Annotated in this window: 14 protein-coding genes; 4 read left to right on the forward strand and 10 right to left on the reverse strand. The window is 68.7% G+C overall.

Annotated elements, in window-relative coordinates:
- Positions 1–90 precede the first annotated feature (90 nt).
- Positions 91–1,077, forward strand: coding sequence for a transcriptional regulator GcvA (locus QZM35_RS21355; protein WP_089426416.1), 987 nt, complete (start codon positions 91–93; stop codon positions 1,075–1,077).
- On the opposite strand, the gene QZM35_RS21360 is transcribed toward QZM35_RS21355, so the two are convergent.
- The 10 genes from QZM35_RS21360 to QZM35_RS21405 form a co-directional block, all read right to left on the reverse strand.
- Positions 1,061–1,369 carry a YbeD family protein gene (locus tag QZM35_RS21360; RefSeq protein ID WP_011353335.1) on the reverse strand — a complete coding sequence of 103 codons (309 nt, stop codon included), beginning with the start codon at positions 1,367–1,369 and terminating at the stop codon, positions 1,061–1,063. The two genes, QZM35_RS21355 and QZM35_RS21360, sit on opposite strands and share 17 nt — an antisense overlap.
- Positions 1,369–2,295: a D-amino acid aminotransferase gene (locus QZM35_RS21365; protein ID WP_089426417.1), complete on the reverse strand. Its 927-nt coding sequence runs from the start codon at positions 2,293–2,295 to the stop codon at positions 1,369–1,371. The genes QZM35_RS21360 and QZM35_RS21365 overlap by 1 nt, the downstream gene beginning before the upstream one ends.
- A gap of 48 nt (positions 2,296–2,343) precedes the next feature.
- A complete protein-coding gene (locus tag QZM35_RS21370) occupies positions 2,344–3,657 on the reverse strand; it encodes a D-alanyl-D-alanine carboxypeptidase family protein (RefSeq protein WP_174973123.1) in 1,314 nt (437 codons plus the stop codon).
- Between the two features lie 487 nt (positions 3,658–4,144).
- Positions 4,145–4,789, reverse strand: coding sequence for an alpha/beta hydrolase (locus tag QZM35_RS21375; RefSeq protein WP_021157030.1), 645 nt, complete (start codon positions 4,787–4,789; stop codon positions 4,145–4,147).
- A gap of 13 nt (positions 4,790–4,802) precedes the next feature.
- Positions 4,803–5,120 (reverse strand): ferredoxin, encoded by a 318-nt coding sequence (locus tag QZM35_RS21380; RefSeq protein ID WP_301776734.1) that lies wholly within the window; start codon positions 5,118–5,120, stop codon positions 4,803–4,805.
- Positions 5,121–5,264: 144 nt separating this feature from the next.
- Positions 5,265–6,416: a VanZ family protein gene (locus QZM35_RS21385; RefSeq protein ID WP_089426420.1), complete on the reverse strand. Its 1,152-nt coding sequence runs from the start codon at positions 6,414–6,416 to the stop codon at positions 5,265–5,267.
- Between the two features lie 19 nt (positions 6,417–6,435).
- Positions 6,436–7,059 carry an ABC-type transport auxiliary lipoprotein family protein gene (locus tag QZM35_RS21390; RefSeq protein ID WP_089473622.1) on the reverse strand — a complete coding sequence of 208 codons (624 nt, stop codon included), beginning with the start codon at positions 7,057–7,059 and terminating at the stop codon, positions 6,436–6,438.
- 38 nt (positions 7,060–7,097) lie between these two features.
- Positions 7,098–8,027, reverse strand: coding sequence for an MlaD family protein (locus tag QZM35_RS21395; protein ID WP_301776735.1), 930 nt, complete (start codon positions 8,025–8,027; stop codon positions 7,098–7,100).
- A gap of 18 nt (positions 8,028–8,045) precedes the next feature.
- A complete protein-coding gene (locus tag QZM35_RS21400) occupies positions 8,046–8,960 on the reverse strand; it encodes an ABC transporter ATP-binding protein (protein ID WP_089426422.1) in 915 nt (304 codons plus the stop codon).
- Positions 8,957–10,150: an ABC transporter permease gene (locus tag QZM35_RS21405; protein ID WP_254600189.1), complete on the reverse strand. Its 1,194-nt coding sequence runs from the start codon at positions 10,148–10,150 to the stop codon at positions 8,957–8,959. The genes QZM35_RS21400 and QZM35_RS21405 overlap by 4 nt, the downstream gene beginning before the upstream one ends.
- Before the next feature lie 224 nt (positions 10,151–10,374).
- Here QZM35_RS21405 and QZM35_RS21410 point away from each other — a divergent pair, with 224 nt between their 5' ends.
- The 3 genes from QZM35_RS21410 (at position 10,375) to QZM35_RS21420 (ending at position 14,055) form a co-directional block, all read left to right on the forward strand.
- Entirely contained in the window at positions 10,375–12,444 is a 2,070-nt protein-coding gene (locus QZM35_RS21410) for a bifunctional 2',3'-cyclic-nucleotide 2'-phosphodiesterase/3'-nucleotidase (protein WP_301776736.1), read from the forward strand.
- A gap of 8 nt (positions 12,445–12,452) precedes the next feature.
- Positions 12,453–13,298 carry a tetratricopeptide repeat protein gene (locus QZM35_RS21415; protein WP_301776737.1) on the forward strand — a complete coding sequence of 282 codons (846 nt, stop codon included), beginning with the start codon at positions 12,453–12,455 and terminating at the stop codon, positions 13,296–13,298.
- A gap of 211 nt (positions 13,299–13,509) precedes the next feature.
- Entirely contained in the window at positions 13,510–14,055 is a 546-nt protein-coding gene (locus QZM35_RS21420; protein WP_174973133.1) for a hypothetical protein, read from the forward strand.
- Positions 14,056–14,125: the final 70 nt, after the last annotated feature.

Genomic DNA, 14,125 nt, shown 5'->3' on the forward strand with positions numbered 1-14,125 from the left:
CAAAAAGTGCTTCGATGGCTACAATCGTAGTCACTCCAAGGCGTCAGACAAAACGACCAATTTTCACGTCGATGTGAGGAAAATTAGCAAATGGACCTCCGCCAGCTACCTGCGCTGAACGCGATTCGCGCGTTCGAAGCCGCCGCCCGTCACGAGAATTTCTCGCGCGCCGCCGACGAGCTGTTCGTCACGCACGGCGCGGTCAGCCACCAGGTACGCGCACTCGAGGAAGAACTCGGCGTGCAGCTGTTCACGCGCAACGGCAAGCGACTGTGCCTGACCGACGCCGGCATGCGCTACGCGCAGCAGATTCGCACCGCGCTGATGGTGATCGCCGATGCGACCCGCGACGTGCGCGCGAGCGACCGCGACCGGCGGCTCGTGGTGTCGATGCTGTCGTCGTTCGCCGCGCGCTTCATCACGCCGCGCATCGGCACGTTCATCGAGCGGCATCCGGAAATCGACGTCGAGCTGCAGTCCACCAACTCGCTCACCGATTTCGCACGCGACGACGTCGACATCGCGATCCGCTTCGGTCAAGGCAACTATCCGGGGCTGCATGTCGAGCCGCTGTTCGACGAGGTGTTCTTTCCGGCGTGTGCGCCGACGCTGAACGGCGGCAAGCTGCCGCAAACGCCCGCCGATCTCGCGCACTACAACCTGCTGCGCTCGGACGACGAGCTGTGGCGGCCGTGGTTCGACGCGGCCGGGCTCAAGACGCTGACCGAGCCGAAACGGGGGATTCTGTACCAGGATTCGTCGAACCTGCTGCTGGCCGCGATCGACGGCCAGGGCATCGCGCTCGTGCGCCGCTCGCTCGCGGTGCACGACCTGCTCGACGGGCGCATCGTGCGCCTGTTCGACATCGACGGGCCGAGCCCGTGGCACTATTTTTTCGTGTGTCCGCCGCCGCTCGTGAACACGCCGCGCGTGCAGGCGTTCAGGACCTGGCTGCTTCAGGAAGTCGCCGAATACAAGCGGCTGTGCGACGAGCTGGACGCGCGGCGCGCGGCGGGGAAGACCCCCGCCGAGTGCGCGCAGGAAGGAGGATGGAAGGCGCTTAGAGTACGACCTTGACCATAGGGTGGCCGGTCAGTGCACGGTAGATGTTGTCGAGCTGTTCCTGGCTCGTCGCCCGCACGGTGATCGTGAGGCCCGTGTAATTACCGCCGCTCGACGCACGCTCCTCGATCTTCTCGACATCGATCTCGTTGTCGTGAACGGCGACGACCTTGAAGATCGTGTCCTTGAACTCGGGGTGCGCCTTGCCCATGATCTTGATCGGGAAATCGCACGGGAACTCCAGCAGCGACTCCTTCCGGGTATCGATCGCGCCGGTCACCTCGATGGTTTTGGTCGGTTCGCTCATCATTTGCTCCGGGTTAGGTCAAACTGTTCAAACTCGCGCGCTTTCGCGCGCTGGTACGCGTCGTACAACGCCGCGAATACGGGGCCCGGCTTGCCGCCCTGCACGGGCAGATCGTCGAGCGACGTGACGGGCAGCACTTCCTTCGTGGCCGACGTGATCATGATTTCGTCGGCCGCGCGCAACTCCACTTCGCTGATCTCGCGTGCGACGAACGGGATCTTGCATTCGTCCGCCAGTTCCTCGATCAGCGCGTAGCGGATCCCCTCGAGGATCTTGTTGCTGCGCGGCGGCGCGAGCAGCTCGCCGTTCTTCACGATCCACACGTTCGACGACGAGCCTTCCGTCAGGTTGCCGTCGCGCAGCTGCAGCGTCTCGAACGCATCGCGTTCGGCCGCATGCTGCGCCATCAGCACGTTGCCGAGCAGCGAGATCGACTTGATGTCGCAATGCAGCCAGCGACGATCCTCGGCCGTCACGCAACGCACGCCCCGCGCGCGTTCTTCGGCGGACGGCAGGCGCAGCGGGCTCGTCATCACGAACACCGTCGGCACCGCGTTCGCCGGGAACGCGTGGCCGCGCTTCGCGACGCCGCGCGTCACCTGCAGATAGACCAGCGCGTTGCCGTCGCCGAGCCCTTCGGCATTCGCCGCGACGACGCGCTCGATCAGCGCACGCCAGCCCGCGTCGTCGTGCGGGCTCGCGATGCCGATCTTCTTCAGGCTGCGCTCGAGCCGTGCCAGATGCTGTTCGATCCGGAACGGCACGTGCGCGCCGTCGTGCGCATAAACGGGGACAACTTCATACACGCCGTCGCCGAAGATGAACCCGCGGTCGAGCACCGGTACACGGGCTTCCGACAGCGGCACCATTTCCTCCTGCGACGAGACGCTGAGGTAGACGATCGGTTCGAATTCGGCTTGGCTCATAGCTATGTCAGATGGGGATGAAGTCGCGAAAACAAAGGCCCGTCGTGCTTACTTCTTCTTGCTGAACATCAGCAGGATCGAGTCCCAGATACGCCCGAAGATACCCGCTTCCGGCACGGCCTGCAGCGCGACGACCGGGAATTCCGACAGCGTCTTGCCGTCGGCGACGATCTTCACGGTGCCGACCTGCTGGCCTTCCGCGAGCGGCGCGATCAGCGGCGCGTTGACGTCGACTTCCGTCTTGATCTTGTCGCCGAGGCCGCGCGGCACGGTCGCCCACTGGTCGGCCTTCACGCCGACCTGCACGGTGTTGTCCTTGCCCTTGTAGACGCGCGGCGTCGACATCGCCTGGCCGCCCTTGAACAGGCGCACCGAATCGAACGCGCTGTAGCCGTAGTTCAGCATCTTCATGCTGTCCTGCGTGCGCTCGCCTTCCTTCTGCTCGCCCATCATCACCGACACCAGGCGGCGCTGGCCGTCCACGCCCGGGATCGCGCGCTTCGCCGACGCGATCAGGCAGTAGCCGGCCGCTTGCGTATGGCCCGTCTTCAGGCCGTCGACCGTCGGGTCGAGCCACAGCAGGCGGTTGCGGTTGCCCTGGCGGATGTTGTTGTACTTGAATTCCTTCTCCGAGAAGATGCCGTAGTACTGCGGAAAATCGCGGATCAGGTGCGCGGACAGCTTCGCGAGGTCGCCGGCCGTCGTGTAGTGGTTCGGGTCGGGCATGCCGTTCACGTCGGCGAAGTGCGTGCCCTTCATGCCGAGGCGCTGCGCCTCGTCGTTCATCAGCGTGACGAACTGCCCTTCGCTGCCGCCGACGAGTTCGGCCAGCGCGATCGCGGCGTCGTTGCCCGACTGGATGATCATCCCGTACACGAGGTCGTGCACCGACACCGGCTTGTTCGCCTCGATGAACATGCGCGACTCGTCGCGGCCGACGCGGCGCACGGCCTCGCTCGGCGTGACGATCTGCTCCATCGAGATCTTCTTCTTGTCGAGCGCCTCGAACACGAGGTACGCCGTCATCAGCTTCGTCAGCGACGCAGGCTCGACGCGTTCATCGGCATTGCCCGACGCGAGCACCGTGTTGCTGGTCGCATCGACGAGCACCCACGAGCGCGCATTCACGCCCGGCGGCGGCACCGCGCCCGGCATGTAGGTCGCGGGCGCGCCGGTGAACTGCTCGGTGGCGGCCGGCGCCGCATGCGCGGCCTTGGCCTTGGCGGCCGGCTTCGCCTCGGCGACGACGATCGTCGAGGCGAGCGCGACGGGCAGCATCACGCCGAGCGCGACGTTGCGCGCGGCGGTGCCGAAGGCGATGGAGGAAGCGAGGGACTTGAGGCCTTGGGGAGACAGACGCATGATCGATTCAGGCTGATGGCAGAAAGTGCGGTGCGAAACGCGCAGGGTTGAACGGCAAGGCGGCGGGCGTTTCGGGCACTCGCCCGAGATCGTCGGGCGACGCGAAACGCGCCGGTTGGACTCGTGCGGACGCGTTCGGTTCGCGGCCGTCGCGAGCGGGCGGACAGCGGCAAAACGAGCGCCGCAATGGGCCCAGCCGGGCCGCGGGCGACGCGGAATCCGGCCATTATACGTGGGCGCGCAGGGCGTTTTCGCGAACCTGGCACCGGACAGTTGCACATGCGCATCCGGCGCGGGGTGACGACAAGCTGCCCGTCATCGCACGCGAAGGTGTGCGAAAGGCATGCGCAGGCGGGGTGGAAGTGAGGTGGCGCCGCACGGTGCGGCGCGATGTCGCGTGGGGAAAAGCGCGCCTCGGGCGAGGGCCGGAGGTCATGTGCACGAAGCGACGCAGGCTGCCGGCGTCATGCCGGCACCCGCGCACGGGCTAGCGCCATGCGTCGACGATGATGCGCTTCAGCACGTGCAGCTTGCGATGCAGGAAATGCTCGGCGCCGGGGATCACGACGACCGGCAGTTCCTGCGGCCGCGCCCAGTCGTACACGGAAGCGATCGGCACCGTGTCGTCGGTTTCGCCGTGAATCACGAGCGTGTTCTCGGGCACGTCGGCCACCTGCCAGCGGCTCGCGGCCGTGCCGACGAACACCATCCGCTCGATCGTCTCGCCCGCATCGCGCAGCCGCTTCGCGACGTGCGACAGCACGAAGGTGCCGAACGAGAAGCCCGCGAGCACGAGCGGCAGGTCCGCATACGCGGGCTGCGCGCGCATGTGCGCGAGCACCGCGAGCAGGTCGTCGGCTTCGCCGGTGCCGTTGTCGTGCACGCCTTCGGTCGCGCCGACGCCGCGGAAGTTCGACCGGAACACGACGTAGTTCAGTTGCACGAGCGTGCGCGCGAGGGTTTGCGCGACCTTGTTGTCCATCGTGCCGCCGAACAGCGGATGCGGATGCGCGACGAGCGCGATGCCGCGCGGCGCGGCGCCGCCTTCGCGCACGGCGTCGGGGAGGTCGACGGCAATTTCGATCTGCCCGACCGGGCCCGCGATCAGCGACTTCTGCGTATGAACGTTCATTCGGCCGGCCCGCTCAGATCTTCAGGCGGTCGACGACCTTGCCGTCGCGCAGGTGCGATTCGACGATCTCGTCGATGTCCGCCTGGTCGACGTACGTGTACCACGTGCCTTCCGGATACACGACCATCACGGGCCCCTCCTCGCAGCGGTCGAGGCAGCCGGCCTTGTTGATGCGAACCTTGCCGGGCCCCGCGAGGCCGAGCGCCTTCACGCGCTTTTTCGCGTATTCCTGCATGGTCTGCGCGTCGCATTGCGCGCAGCTCGGGCGTTCGGCGCCCGGTTCGCGCTGGTTCAGGCAGAAGAAGACGTGGTGCTGGTAGTAGGAATCCATGATGGTGACGAGCGGCCCGGCGCGAGGCCGTGCGGAAAGAGGAGCGGTTGCCGCTGCGCGGGGCAACGGCGGGTTCGGACGATTATAGCGACCGGCGCACGCCGCTGCCTGCGATACCGCCGCCGCGCCACATCAGCCAGCGCGTCAGCGGCGCAGCACGGCCGGCAGCCATGCGTGCTCGACGCGCTGGCCGAGCCAGATCAGCGCCGCGTAGGGCCAGATCCACGCGAGCCAGCGCGCGAGGCTGTTGAAGTGCACGTAGCGGCCCTGCCGCCAGCCCGACAGCGTGAAGTCGAAGAACGGATTGACCGGCAGCAGGTTCACGAGCGCCACGCCGGCCAGCAGCGCGAGCGCCGCAAGCGTCGCGCGCCAGGTCGCCGGCACGTGCAGCGCGACGAGCGCGGCCGCGAAGCCGAGCTCGATCCCGAGCCGCGCGCCAGGCGTCGCCCACACGACGACGAGGCCGGTGGCCGACTGCATGAAGGTCGCGGCCGCCTTCAGCACGAGCGTCGCGACGACGAGCGCGATCAGGAGCCGGATGCGCGGCGCGCGCGGCCGCATCGCGAGCGACGCGATCGTCAGCGCGGCGAACAGCATCAGCCCGCCGAGCGCGGCCTCCCAACCGGAGTCGGACAGCCAGCCGTCGACGCGCTCCGGCCATTCGCCCACGCGCCATGCGGCCGGCAGCCACGCGAGCAGCGCGTCCTGCATCGACACGTCGGCGCGCTCCCACAGCGCGGCCGGCCAGTCGCCGATGCCGAACAGGAACGGCGACGGAAACAGGATCGCGAACGGCCACAGCCCGGCGAGCAGCAGCGGCGTCGCGCCGTCGTCCTCGAACCACGCGAAGCGCAGCCGGCGCAGCGCGCCGCGATCGAGCAGCGCACCGGTGGCCGGCGCGACGAGCGCGGCGCCCAGCAGCGCGCCGAGCGCGTTGGCCGCGAGATCGAGATTCGACGCGACGCGCGTCGGCAGGTAGGTTTGCAGCGCTTCCATCGCGCCCGACAGCAGCATGCCGAGCCCGGCTGCGATCAGCGTCGCGGCCACGCCGCGCCAGCGCGGGTGCAGTGCAAGCACGGCAAGCGCGCCGAACGGCATATAGCCGAGCACGTTCGTGACCACGTCGAATGCGGTCACGTAGCGCTGCATCGGCGCGAACAGGTAGTCGAACGGCCCGATGCCGAGCGACACCCAGCCCGCGAACGGATACAGCGACGCGTAGACGATGAGGGCCGCGTAAGCGGCAAAGGCCTGCCGCGCGAGCGGCGATGCGCGAAGGGTGCCGGTCGCGCTCATCGCGGCTGCGCGGCACGCGTCACGGCGTGCCCGCGTACGCCTGCATGCCGACCCACGCGGCGATCTGCGACACGAGCTGGTCGCTCGCCGTCGCGAGCGCGCGGGCGCCGCCCGCCGCGTCCGGCGTGCTGGACGGTGCGCGTGCAACGAACGTGCGCTGGCCGAGCACCTTGCCGTCCAGCATCAGCGTCGCGCGTGCGGTGACGGCGCCGTGGCTCTGCGACTGGCCGTCGAACACCTGTTCGAATTCGTTCAGGTCGACCTTGAGCGTCGGCGCGCGCACGCCGTCGGAGCCTTCGAGCACCGTGCCGCGCGACGACAGCGCGCCGCGCAGCCGCTGCGTGAGCAATTGCGCGGGCGGCGCGGTCCAGCGGCTGTCGCGATAGGCGGCCACGTGCTGCGCGTCCACGTATGCGAGGCGGTAGGCGAATTTGTCGGAGTCGAGCGCGTCGGGCGCGGCGACGTCGAGCACCTTCAGCGCGGGGCCCGGGCCTGCGGTCACGACCGACGTGGCCGGCCCGAGGTCATAGCGGACATTCGACAGCACCGCGCTGTTGCCGGCGCAGCCGGCCGCGAGCGACAGCGTCAGCACGGCAAGCGCGGCCGCGGCGGGACGCAGCGCGCGGTCAAGGATTCGTGGCATGGCGTGTTCCTGCATGGAGTTTCCGGTTTCGATGGGTGTCACTGCCCGGCCGTCGCACCCGGCCAGACGAAGCCCGGCTCGCCGGGCCCCGGCGCCGCGCCGGGCGAACCGAACAACAGACTGCGCGGATTGCGGCCAAGTTCACCGGCCACGTCCTTCAATTGCCGCGATGCGTCGCCGACGCTGCCGGCGAGCGCGTTGAAACGCGGCAGCGTGTCGTACTGCACGCGCGTGTTGAGACCGTTCAGCGCGACGCTGATCTGCTCGGCGGCCGTGCCGGCCTTGTTCAGGTTCGACACGAGCGGCCCGTTCGGCTGCAGCAGCGTGTTCGCCGACGCCATCGCGCGGTTCACCTCGTGCATCGTTTCCGGCAGCGCAGTGACCGCCGGGCCGAGCTGCTTCGTCAGCGTGGCGGCGCCATCGGCCGCGTGCTGCAGGCTTTCGGCGGTCGCGCGCAACTGCTCGCGCATCTCGGGCGACATCAGCGCATTCGCGCTCTTCGCGGCCAGTTCGAGCTGCCGCAGCAGCACGTCGCCGCGCTCCTGGATCTGGTCGAACAGGCTCGGCCGCATCGGGATCTGCGCGATCGCCTTCGGCGACGACGGCAGCGGCGCCAGGTCGCGGCCCGTGTCCTCGAGCTGCACGAACGCGATGCCCGTCACGCCCTGGAAGCCGAGGCTGCCGTAGGTCGACTGCGTGATCGGCGCGTCATGGTCGACGAGAATGCGGATCCGGATCTGGCCCGGATGCGTGCGATCGAAACCGATCGACTGCACCTTGCCGACGTCGAGGCCGCGAAAGCGCACGGCCGCGTCCGGAAACAGCCCCGTCACGTTGGTGCGCGCGAGCAGGTCGTACGGCACGCGCACGGTGCGGTCGACGTTGAACCAGAACACGGTGCCCGCGATCGCGAGCGTCAGCACGATCGTGAACAGGCCGGCCCAGAACGCATGTGATTTGTTTTCCATTCGCGGATTCCTTCGTGCCTACAGCTCGACGCTCGACAGCGCCGGTTCGAGGGCCGCCTTCGGCAGCTTCGCGCGCCGCTCGGGCGGCAGCGCCTGCAATGCGCGGCGCCCGCGCAGCCCCAGGAAATATTCGTGGATGAACGGATGGTCGACGTTCGCGGCCTCCTCGACCGGCGCGGCGACCAGCACCTTGCGGTCGGCCAGCACCGCGACGCGCGTCGACAGCGCAACCATCGTGTCGAGATCGTGCGTCACCATCACGACGGTCAGCCCGAGCGTGCGGTGCAGCGTCGCGATCAGCTCGACGAATTCGTCCGACGCCTGCGGATCGAGGCCGGCCGTCGGCTCGTCGAGGAACAGCAGTTCAGGCTCGAGCGCGATCGCGCGCGCGATGCCCACCCGCTTGACCATCCCGCCCGACAGCGCGGCCGGCATCTTCGACGCGTGCTTGCACGGCAGCCCGACCATCTCGAGCTTCAGCATCACGATGTCGTGCAGCAGGTCCGGCGGCACGCGGCCGAGCTCGCGCAGCGGCTGCGCGACGTTGTCGAACACCGTCATCGACGAGAACAGCGCGCCCTGCTGGAACAGCATCCCGGAGCGCGTGCGCATCATCCGCGCGCTCGCGTCGTCGATCGTCGCGGTATCTTCACCGAATACCTTGATCGTGCCCGACGTCGGCCGCTCGAGGCCGAGGATCTGCCGCACGAGCGTGGTCTTGCCGGAGCCCGAGCCGCCGACGATCGACACGATCTCGCCGCGCCGCACGTCGAAGTCGAGCTTCTGGTGAATGATGTTGCGCCCGTAGCGCTTGGTCAGGTTGCGCACCTCGATCACGAGGTCGCCGCCGTCGGCCGCCGCGGCCGGCCGGGTGCCGACCGAGCCGGCGCCGATGGCCGCGGCATGCGCGGTCGTTTCGTTCGATGCGTTCATCCGAGCCCCACGTTCTGGAACAGGATCGCGAACACCGCGTCGGCGAGGATCACGACCGTGATCGACGTCACGACCGACGTGGTCGTGCCTTCGCCGAGGCTCTGCGAGTTCGCCTTGATCCGGAAGCCGAAATGGCAGGCGACCAGCGCGATCAGCATGCCGAACACGACGCCCTTGCCCACCCCGATGTACAGGTTCGCGATCGGCACGACGCCCGGCAGCGAGCGCACGAAATAGTTGACGTCGATGCCGAGCACGAGCTTCGCGGCGAGCGCGCCGCCCGTCAGCGCGATGATGTTGGTCCACATCACGAGCAGCGGCATCGCGATGCCGAGCGCGAGCACGCGCGGCAGGATCAGCCGCAGCCCGTGCGGGATGCCCATCACGCGCATCGCGTCGAGCTCCTCGGTCACGCGCATCACGCCGATCTGCGCGGTGATCGCCGAACCCGAGCGGCCGGCGACGAGAATCGCCGACAGCACCGGGCCGAGCTCGCGGATCACCGACAGCCCGAGAATGTTCACGATATAGCGGTTCGCGCCGAACATCTGCAGCTGCTGCGCGGACAGGTAGCTGAGCACGATGCCGATCAGGAACGCGACGAGCGCGGTGATCGGCAGCGCCTGCGCGCCGGCGCTGTAGATGTTCGCCGAGGTTTCCTTCCACGGCATCGTCTTCGGGCGGCGCAGCACCGACAATGCATCGAGGATCACGAGGCCGAACATCGCGATACCGCCCTTCAGGTGTTCGCCGAACGTGAACAGCATGAAGCCCAAGCGCGTGATCGGGCCGAAGCGCACCACCCGTTCGGGCGCCTCGCGCTCGCTGTCGAGCCGCTCGATGCGCTCGAAGATCGTGCGCTGCGTCACGCTCAGCGCGACGCCGGCCGGCAGCTTGCGGCCCCACACGCGCCACAGCGCCTGGCCGCCGACGTGGTCGAGCCGCTCGATGCCGGACAGATCCCATTCGCTCACGTGCCCGGACGCGATGCTCGCGATACGGCGCGCCACCGCGCCGCGATTGCGTGCAAGCGCGAGCGCGGTCCACTGGCCGTACAGGCGCACCGTCTGGCCCTGGCTGCCGGCGTCGACCGACAGGCCGGGAGGAGTCTCGAAGTCCAAGGGCAGGTTGTTTGCAAAAAGGTGACAGCGGCCATTGTAGCGAACCGCCCGACGACGCGACGTGAGGATTTCCGTGGGGCGCCTGGCCCGGGGCGCCTGACCGGGAACGCCCGCCCCGGGAGCCGCGTGGAAGCCGCCGCTGCCGGCCCGTTGCCGGCTTCATCACCTTTCATTCTTCCGTCACGATTCCTTTCGATACTCTCACGCGCCGCACATCAGGCCGTCGGCGCCCCGCGCCGCCAATCGTTGCGACTCTCGCCTTTCATAAAACAGAACACCGAACAGGACAACCGATGCGTCTTCCCCTGCTTTCCCGCCGTCGCGTGCCGGCGATCGCCGCGCTCGCCAGCCTCGCCTTCATCCTCGCCGCCTGCGGCGGCGACGACGTCACCTCGCCGCCCGCGACGCCGCCGGCGGCCCAGGCGCCCGTCGGCACGACGGCCACGCTCGCCCTGCTCGAGACGACCGACCTGCACACCAACGTGCTGTCGTATGACTATTTCAAGCTCGCCGCCGACAACTCGCTCGGCTTCGAGCGCGTGTCGACGCTGATCGCGCAAGCGCGCGCGCAGTATCCGAACACGCTGCTGCTCGACAACGGCGACACGATCCAGGGCACCGCGCTGTCGGACTACCAGGCGCTCGTGAAGCCGGTCGGCTGCGACCAGACGCTCGCGATCTACAAGGTGATGAACGCCGCGAAATTCGACGGCGGCGGGATCGGCAACCACGAATTCAACTACGGGCTGCCGTACCTGTCGCAGGTGACCGGCAACACGTTCGAGGTCGACGGCCTGCCGGCGCCGGCCCAGCAGAAGAAGTGCGCGGGCCCGAACTTCCCGCAGGTGCTCGCGAACGTGATCAGCGCGAAGACCAACGCGCCGCTGTTCACGCCGTACACGATCCTGACCCGCACCGTGACCGCGACGACGCCGGACGGCAAGACGGTCAGCGCGCCCGTGAAGATCGGCATCATCGGCTTCACGCCGCCCGCGATCATGAGCTGGGACAAGCGCTGGCTCGACGGCAAGGTCTATACGACCGGCCTGAAGGAAGCCGCCGAGAAGTACATTCCGGAGATGCGCGCGAAGGGCGCCGATCTCGTCGTCGCGATCTCGCACGGCGGCCTCGACAATTCCGCGTATTCGCCGACGATGGAGAACGGCAGCTGGTGGCTGTCGAAGGTGACCGGCATCGACGCGATGCTGATCGGCCACTCGCACCAGGTGTTCCCGGACGCGAACAGCACCGTGTCGCAGTTCAACCTGCCGGGCGTCGACAAGGTCAAGGGCACCGTCAACGGCGTGCCGACCGTGATGGCCAACTACTGGGGCAAGCACCTCGGCGTGATCAAGCTCGGCCTGAAGTTCGACGGCAAGACGTGGAGCGTCGACAAGTCGCAGACGACCGTCGAGGCGCGGCCGATCCAGAACGCCGACAAGAGCTACGTCGCGGCCGATCCGTCCGTGTCCGCCGCGATCGCCGCCGAGCACCAGGCGACGATCGACTACGTGAAGACGCCGATCGGCTCGACCGACTACCGGATGAACTCGTACTTCGCCGATGTCGGCGATCCGGGTGCGATCCAGATCGTCAACGAGGCGCAGGCCGACTACGTGAAGACCTACGTGCAGGCGAACCTGCCGCAATACGCGTCGCTGCCGGTGCTGTCGGTCAGCGCGCCGTTCAAGAGCGGCTTCGGCGGCGGCACCGACTACACCGATGTCGCGCCGGGCGCGCTCGCGATCAACAACGCGGCCGACCTGTACCTGTACCCGAACACCGTGTACGCGGTGAAGGTGAGCGGCGCCGACGTGAAGAACTGGCTCGAAACGGCCGCGAAGCGCTTCAATCGCATCGACCCGACCAAGGCGACCGTCCAGCCGCTCGTCAGCACGTTCCCCGGCTACAACTTCGACATGTTCACGTCGGCCGATCTCGCGTATGAAATCGACGTCACGCAGCCGGTCGGCAGCCGGATCAAGAACCTGACGTACAAGGGCGCGGCGATCGACCCGAACGCGCAGTTCATCGTCGCGACCAACAACTACCGCGCGAGCGGCGGCGGCAACTTCCCGGGCCTCGACGGCAGCAAGACGATCTTCGCGTCGCCCGACGCGAACCGCGACGTGCTGATCGCGTTCGTCAAGAAGCGCGGCGCCATCACGCGCGTGGCCGACGGCGCACAGCGCAGCTGGCGCTTCACGAAGCTCGCGGGCTCGGTCGCGCACGTGCAGTTCGCGTCCGCGCCGAACCGCCTCGGCGACGCGGCGGCGGCCGGCCTGACCGGCATCACGCAGGTCGCGGCCGACGACGGCTCGGGCAAGAACCTCGCCACTTACGAAATCGACCTCACGCAATGAGACCCGCGATGCAACCGATCCGGACGATGCGGCCAGCCGAAACCGGCCTCGCCGCCGCCGCGCGGCGCCTGCTGCGCGCGAAACTCCCGCCGGCCGCGCTGCTCGCGGCGGCGGCCGTGACCGTCGCGGCCGTCGTCGCGGCAGCCGGCCTGCGCGGCGGCGGCCCCGCGCCGAGCGCCGCGCAGCTCGACGAGTGGCAGGCGATGGTCACCCAGGCCACCGAGCCGCATGCGCTCGCGCAGTTGCGCACGCTGGCGCGCCGCGGCTCGGGCGACGCGCAGGCGGCGCTCGGCATCGCGCTCGTCGACGCGCGCGAACCGGGGCTGCGCGACGAAGGGCGCGGCTGGCTGGAAACGGCCGCGGCGGCAGACGGCAAGGCCGACGCGCCCGCCGCCCGGCGTGCGCAGCTCGCGCTCGGCAAGGCGCTGCTGCTCGGCAGCAGCGACATGCCGAAGGACTACGCACGCGCCCGCACGCTGCTCGGCGAAGCGGCCGCGCAGGGCGACCCGGCCGCCGCGTATTACCTCGGGCTGATCTATCGCAGCGGCTACGGCGTCGCCGCCGATCCCGTGCAGGCCGCGCACTGGTTCGACGTCGCGTCGCGCGCGGACATCCCGGCCGCGGACTTCATGCTCGCGAACGCGTACCGCGAAGGCAGCGGCGTGCCGCGCGACGACGCGCGCGCGCTGGCGCTGTATCGCCGCGCCGCCGAGCACGAGCTGCCGGAAGCCGTGCAGACGCTCGCGATGGCCTATCGCAACGGCGAACTCGGGCTCAAGCCCGACGCGGACGAGTTCCACGCGCAGTGGATCGAGACCGCGCATGCGCTGAAACACCCGGTCGTCGCGCCGTAACGGTTCGTCCGCACGCACCGGCATCCCACCGGCTGCATGACGCGCATGCCCCGACGCCCCGCGCATCGATCACCCGGCAACGGAATCGATCGAGGGGCGCGGGCGTACGCGCCTGTTGCATTGCCGCCCCCGGCTGCTCCACGTCGACCGTTCGATACGCGGCATTGCATTAACATGCAGCCTCACAATAAAACCTGAGAGAACTGCATCCATGTCCCATCGCCTTTCCAGGCTTGGCGCCGCTGCCGTCGGCGCCGTCGCCCTCGTCATTGCCGGCGCACCGCTCACCGCACGCGCCGCGCCGCCCGCCCAGCCCGACATCTTCAACGCCGCGCTTTGCAAGCCGCCGTTCACGTCGGATCTGATGGACGCGATCTACAACATCGCCAAGGCGTCCGATCCGAAGCCGGACGAATCGATGCTGGGCGCCGCGGTCTATCGACTGCCGGAGCCGATCCACCGCGACGGCTTCACGACGCAGCAGGTCGTGTTCGTCAGTACCGGAATCGGCGTGCTCGTGGACGGCGAAGTCGCCGACCAGCTCGCGAAACGCTACCAGCTCGCCCTCGAGAAGGGCCACCTGCTGGGCGCGTCGTCCGTCGGCTATTCGCGCAGGCTGACGGTCCGCGGCCCGGGTGGTGCGCTGATCCTCGTGTCGGCCCGCCAGGGCCCGGCGCTGAAGGGCAAGACGCTGCTGGCCTGCGAAATGACGTCCGAGGAGGACATCAAGGCGCTGGAGCGGATGGAAAGGCATTGAGCCAGGCGGCGCTGCGGCGCCGTTCGCATGCGGGCGGCCGCGCGCTGCCCTGCCCGGCCGCGTGCGCCGC

It is taken from the genome of Burkholderia sp. AU45274 (assembly GCF_030482505.1).
In the GTDB taxonomy this organism is placed as follows: Bacteria; Pseudomonadota; Gammaproteobacteria; order Burkholderiales; family Burkholderiaceae; genus Burkholderia.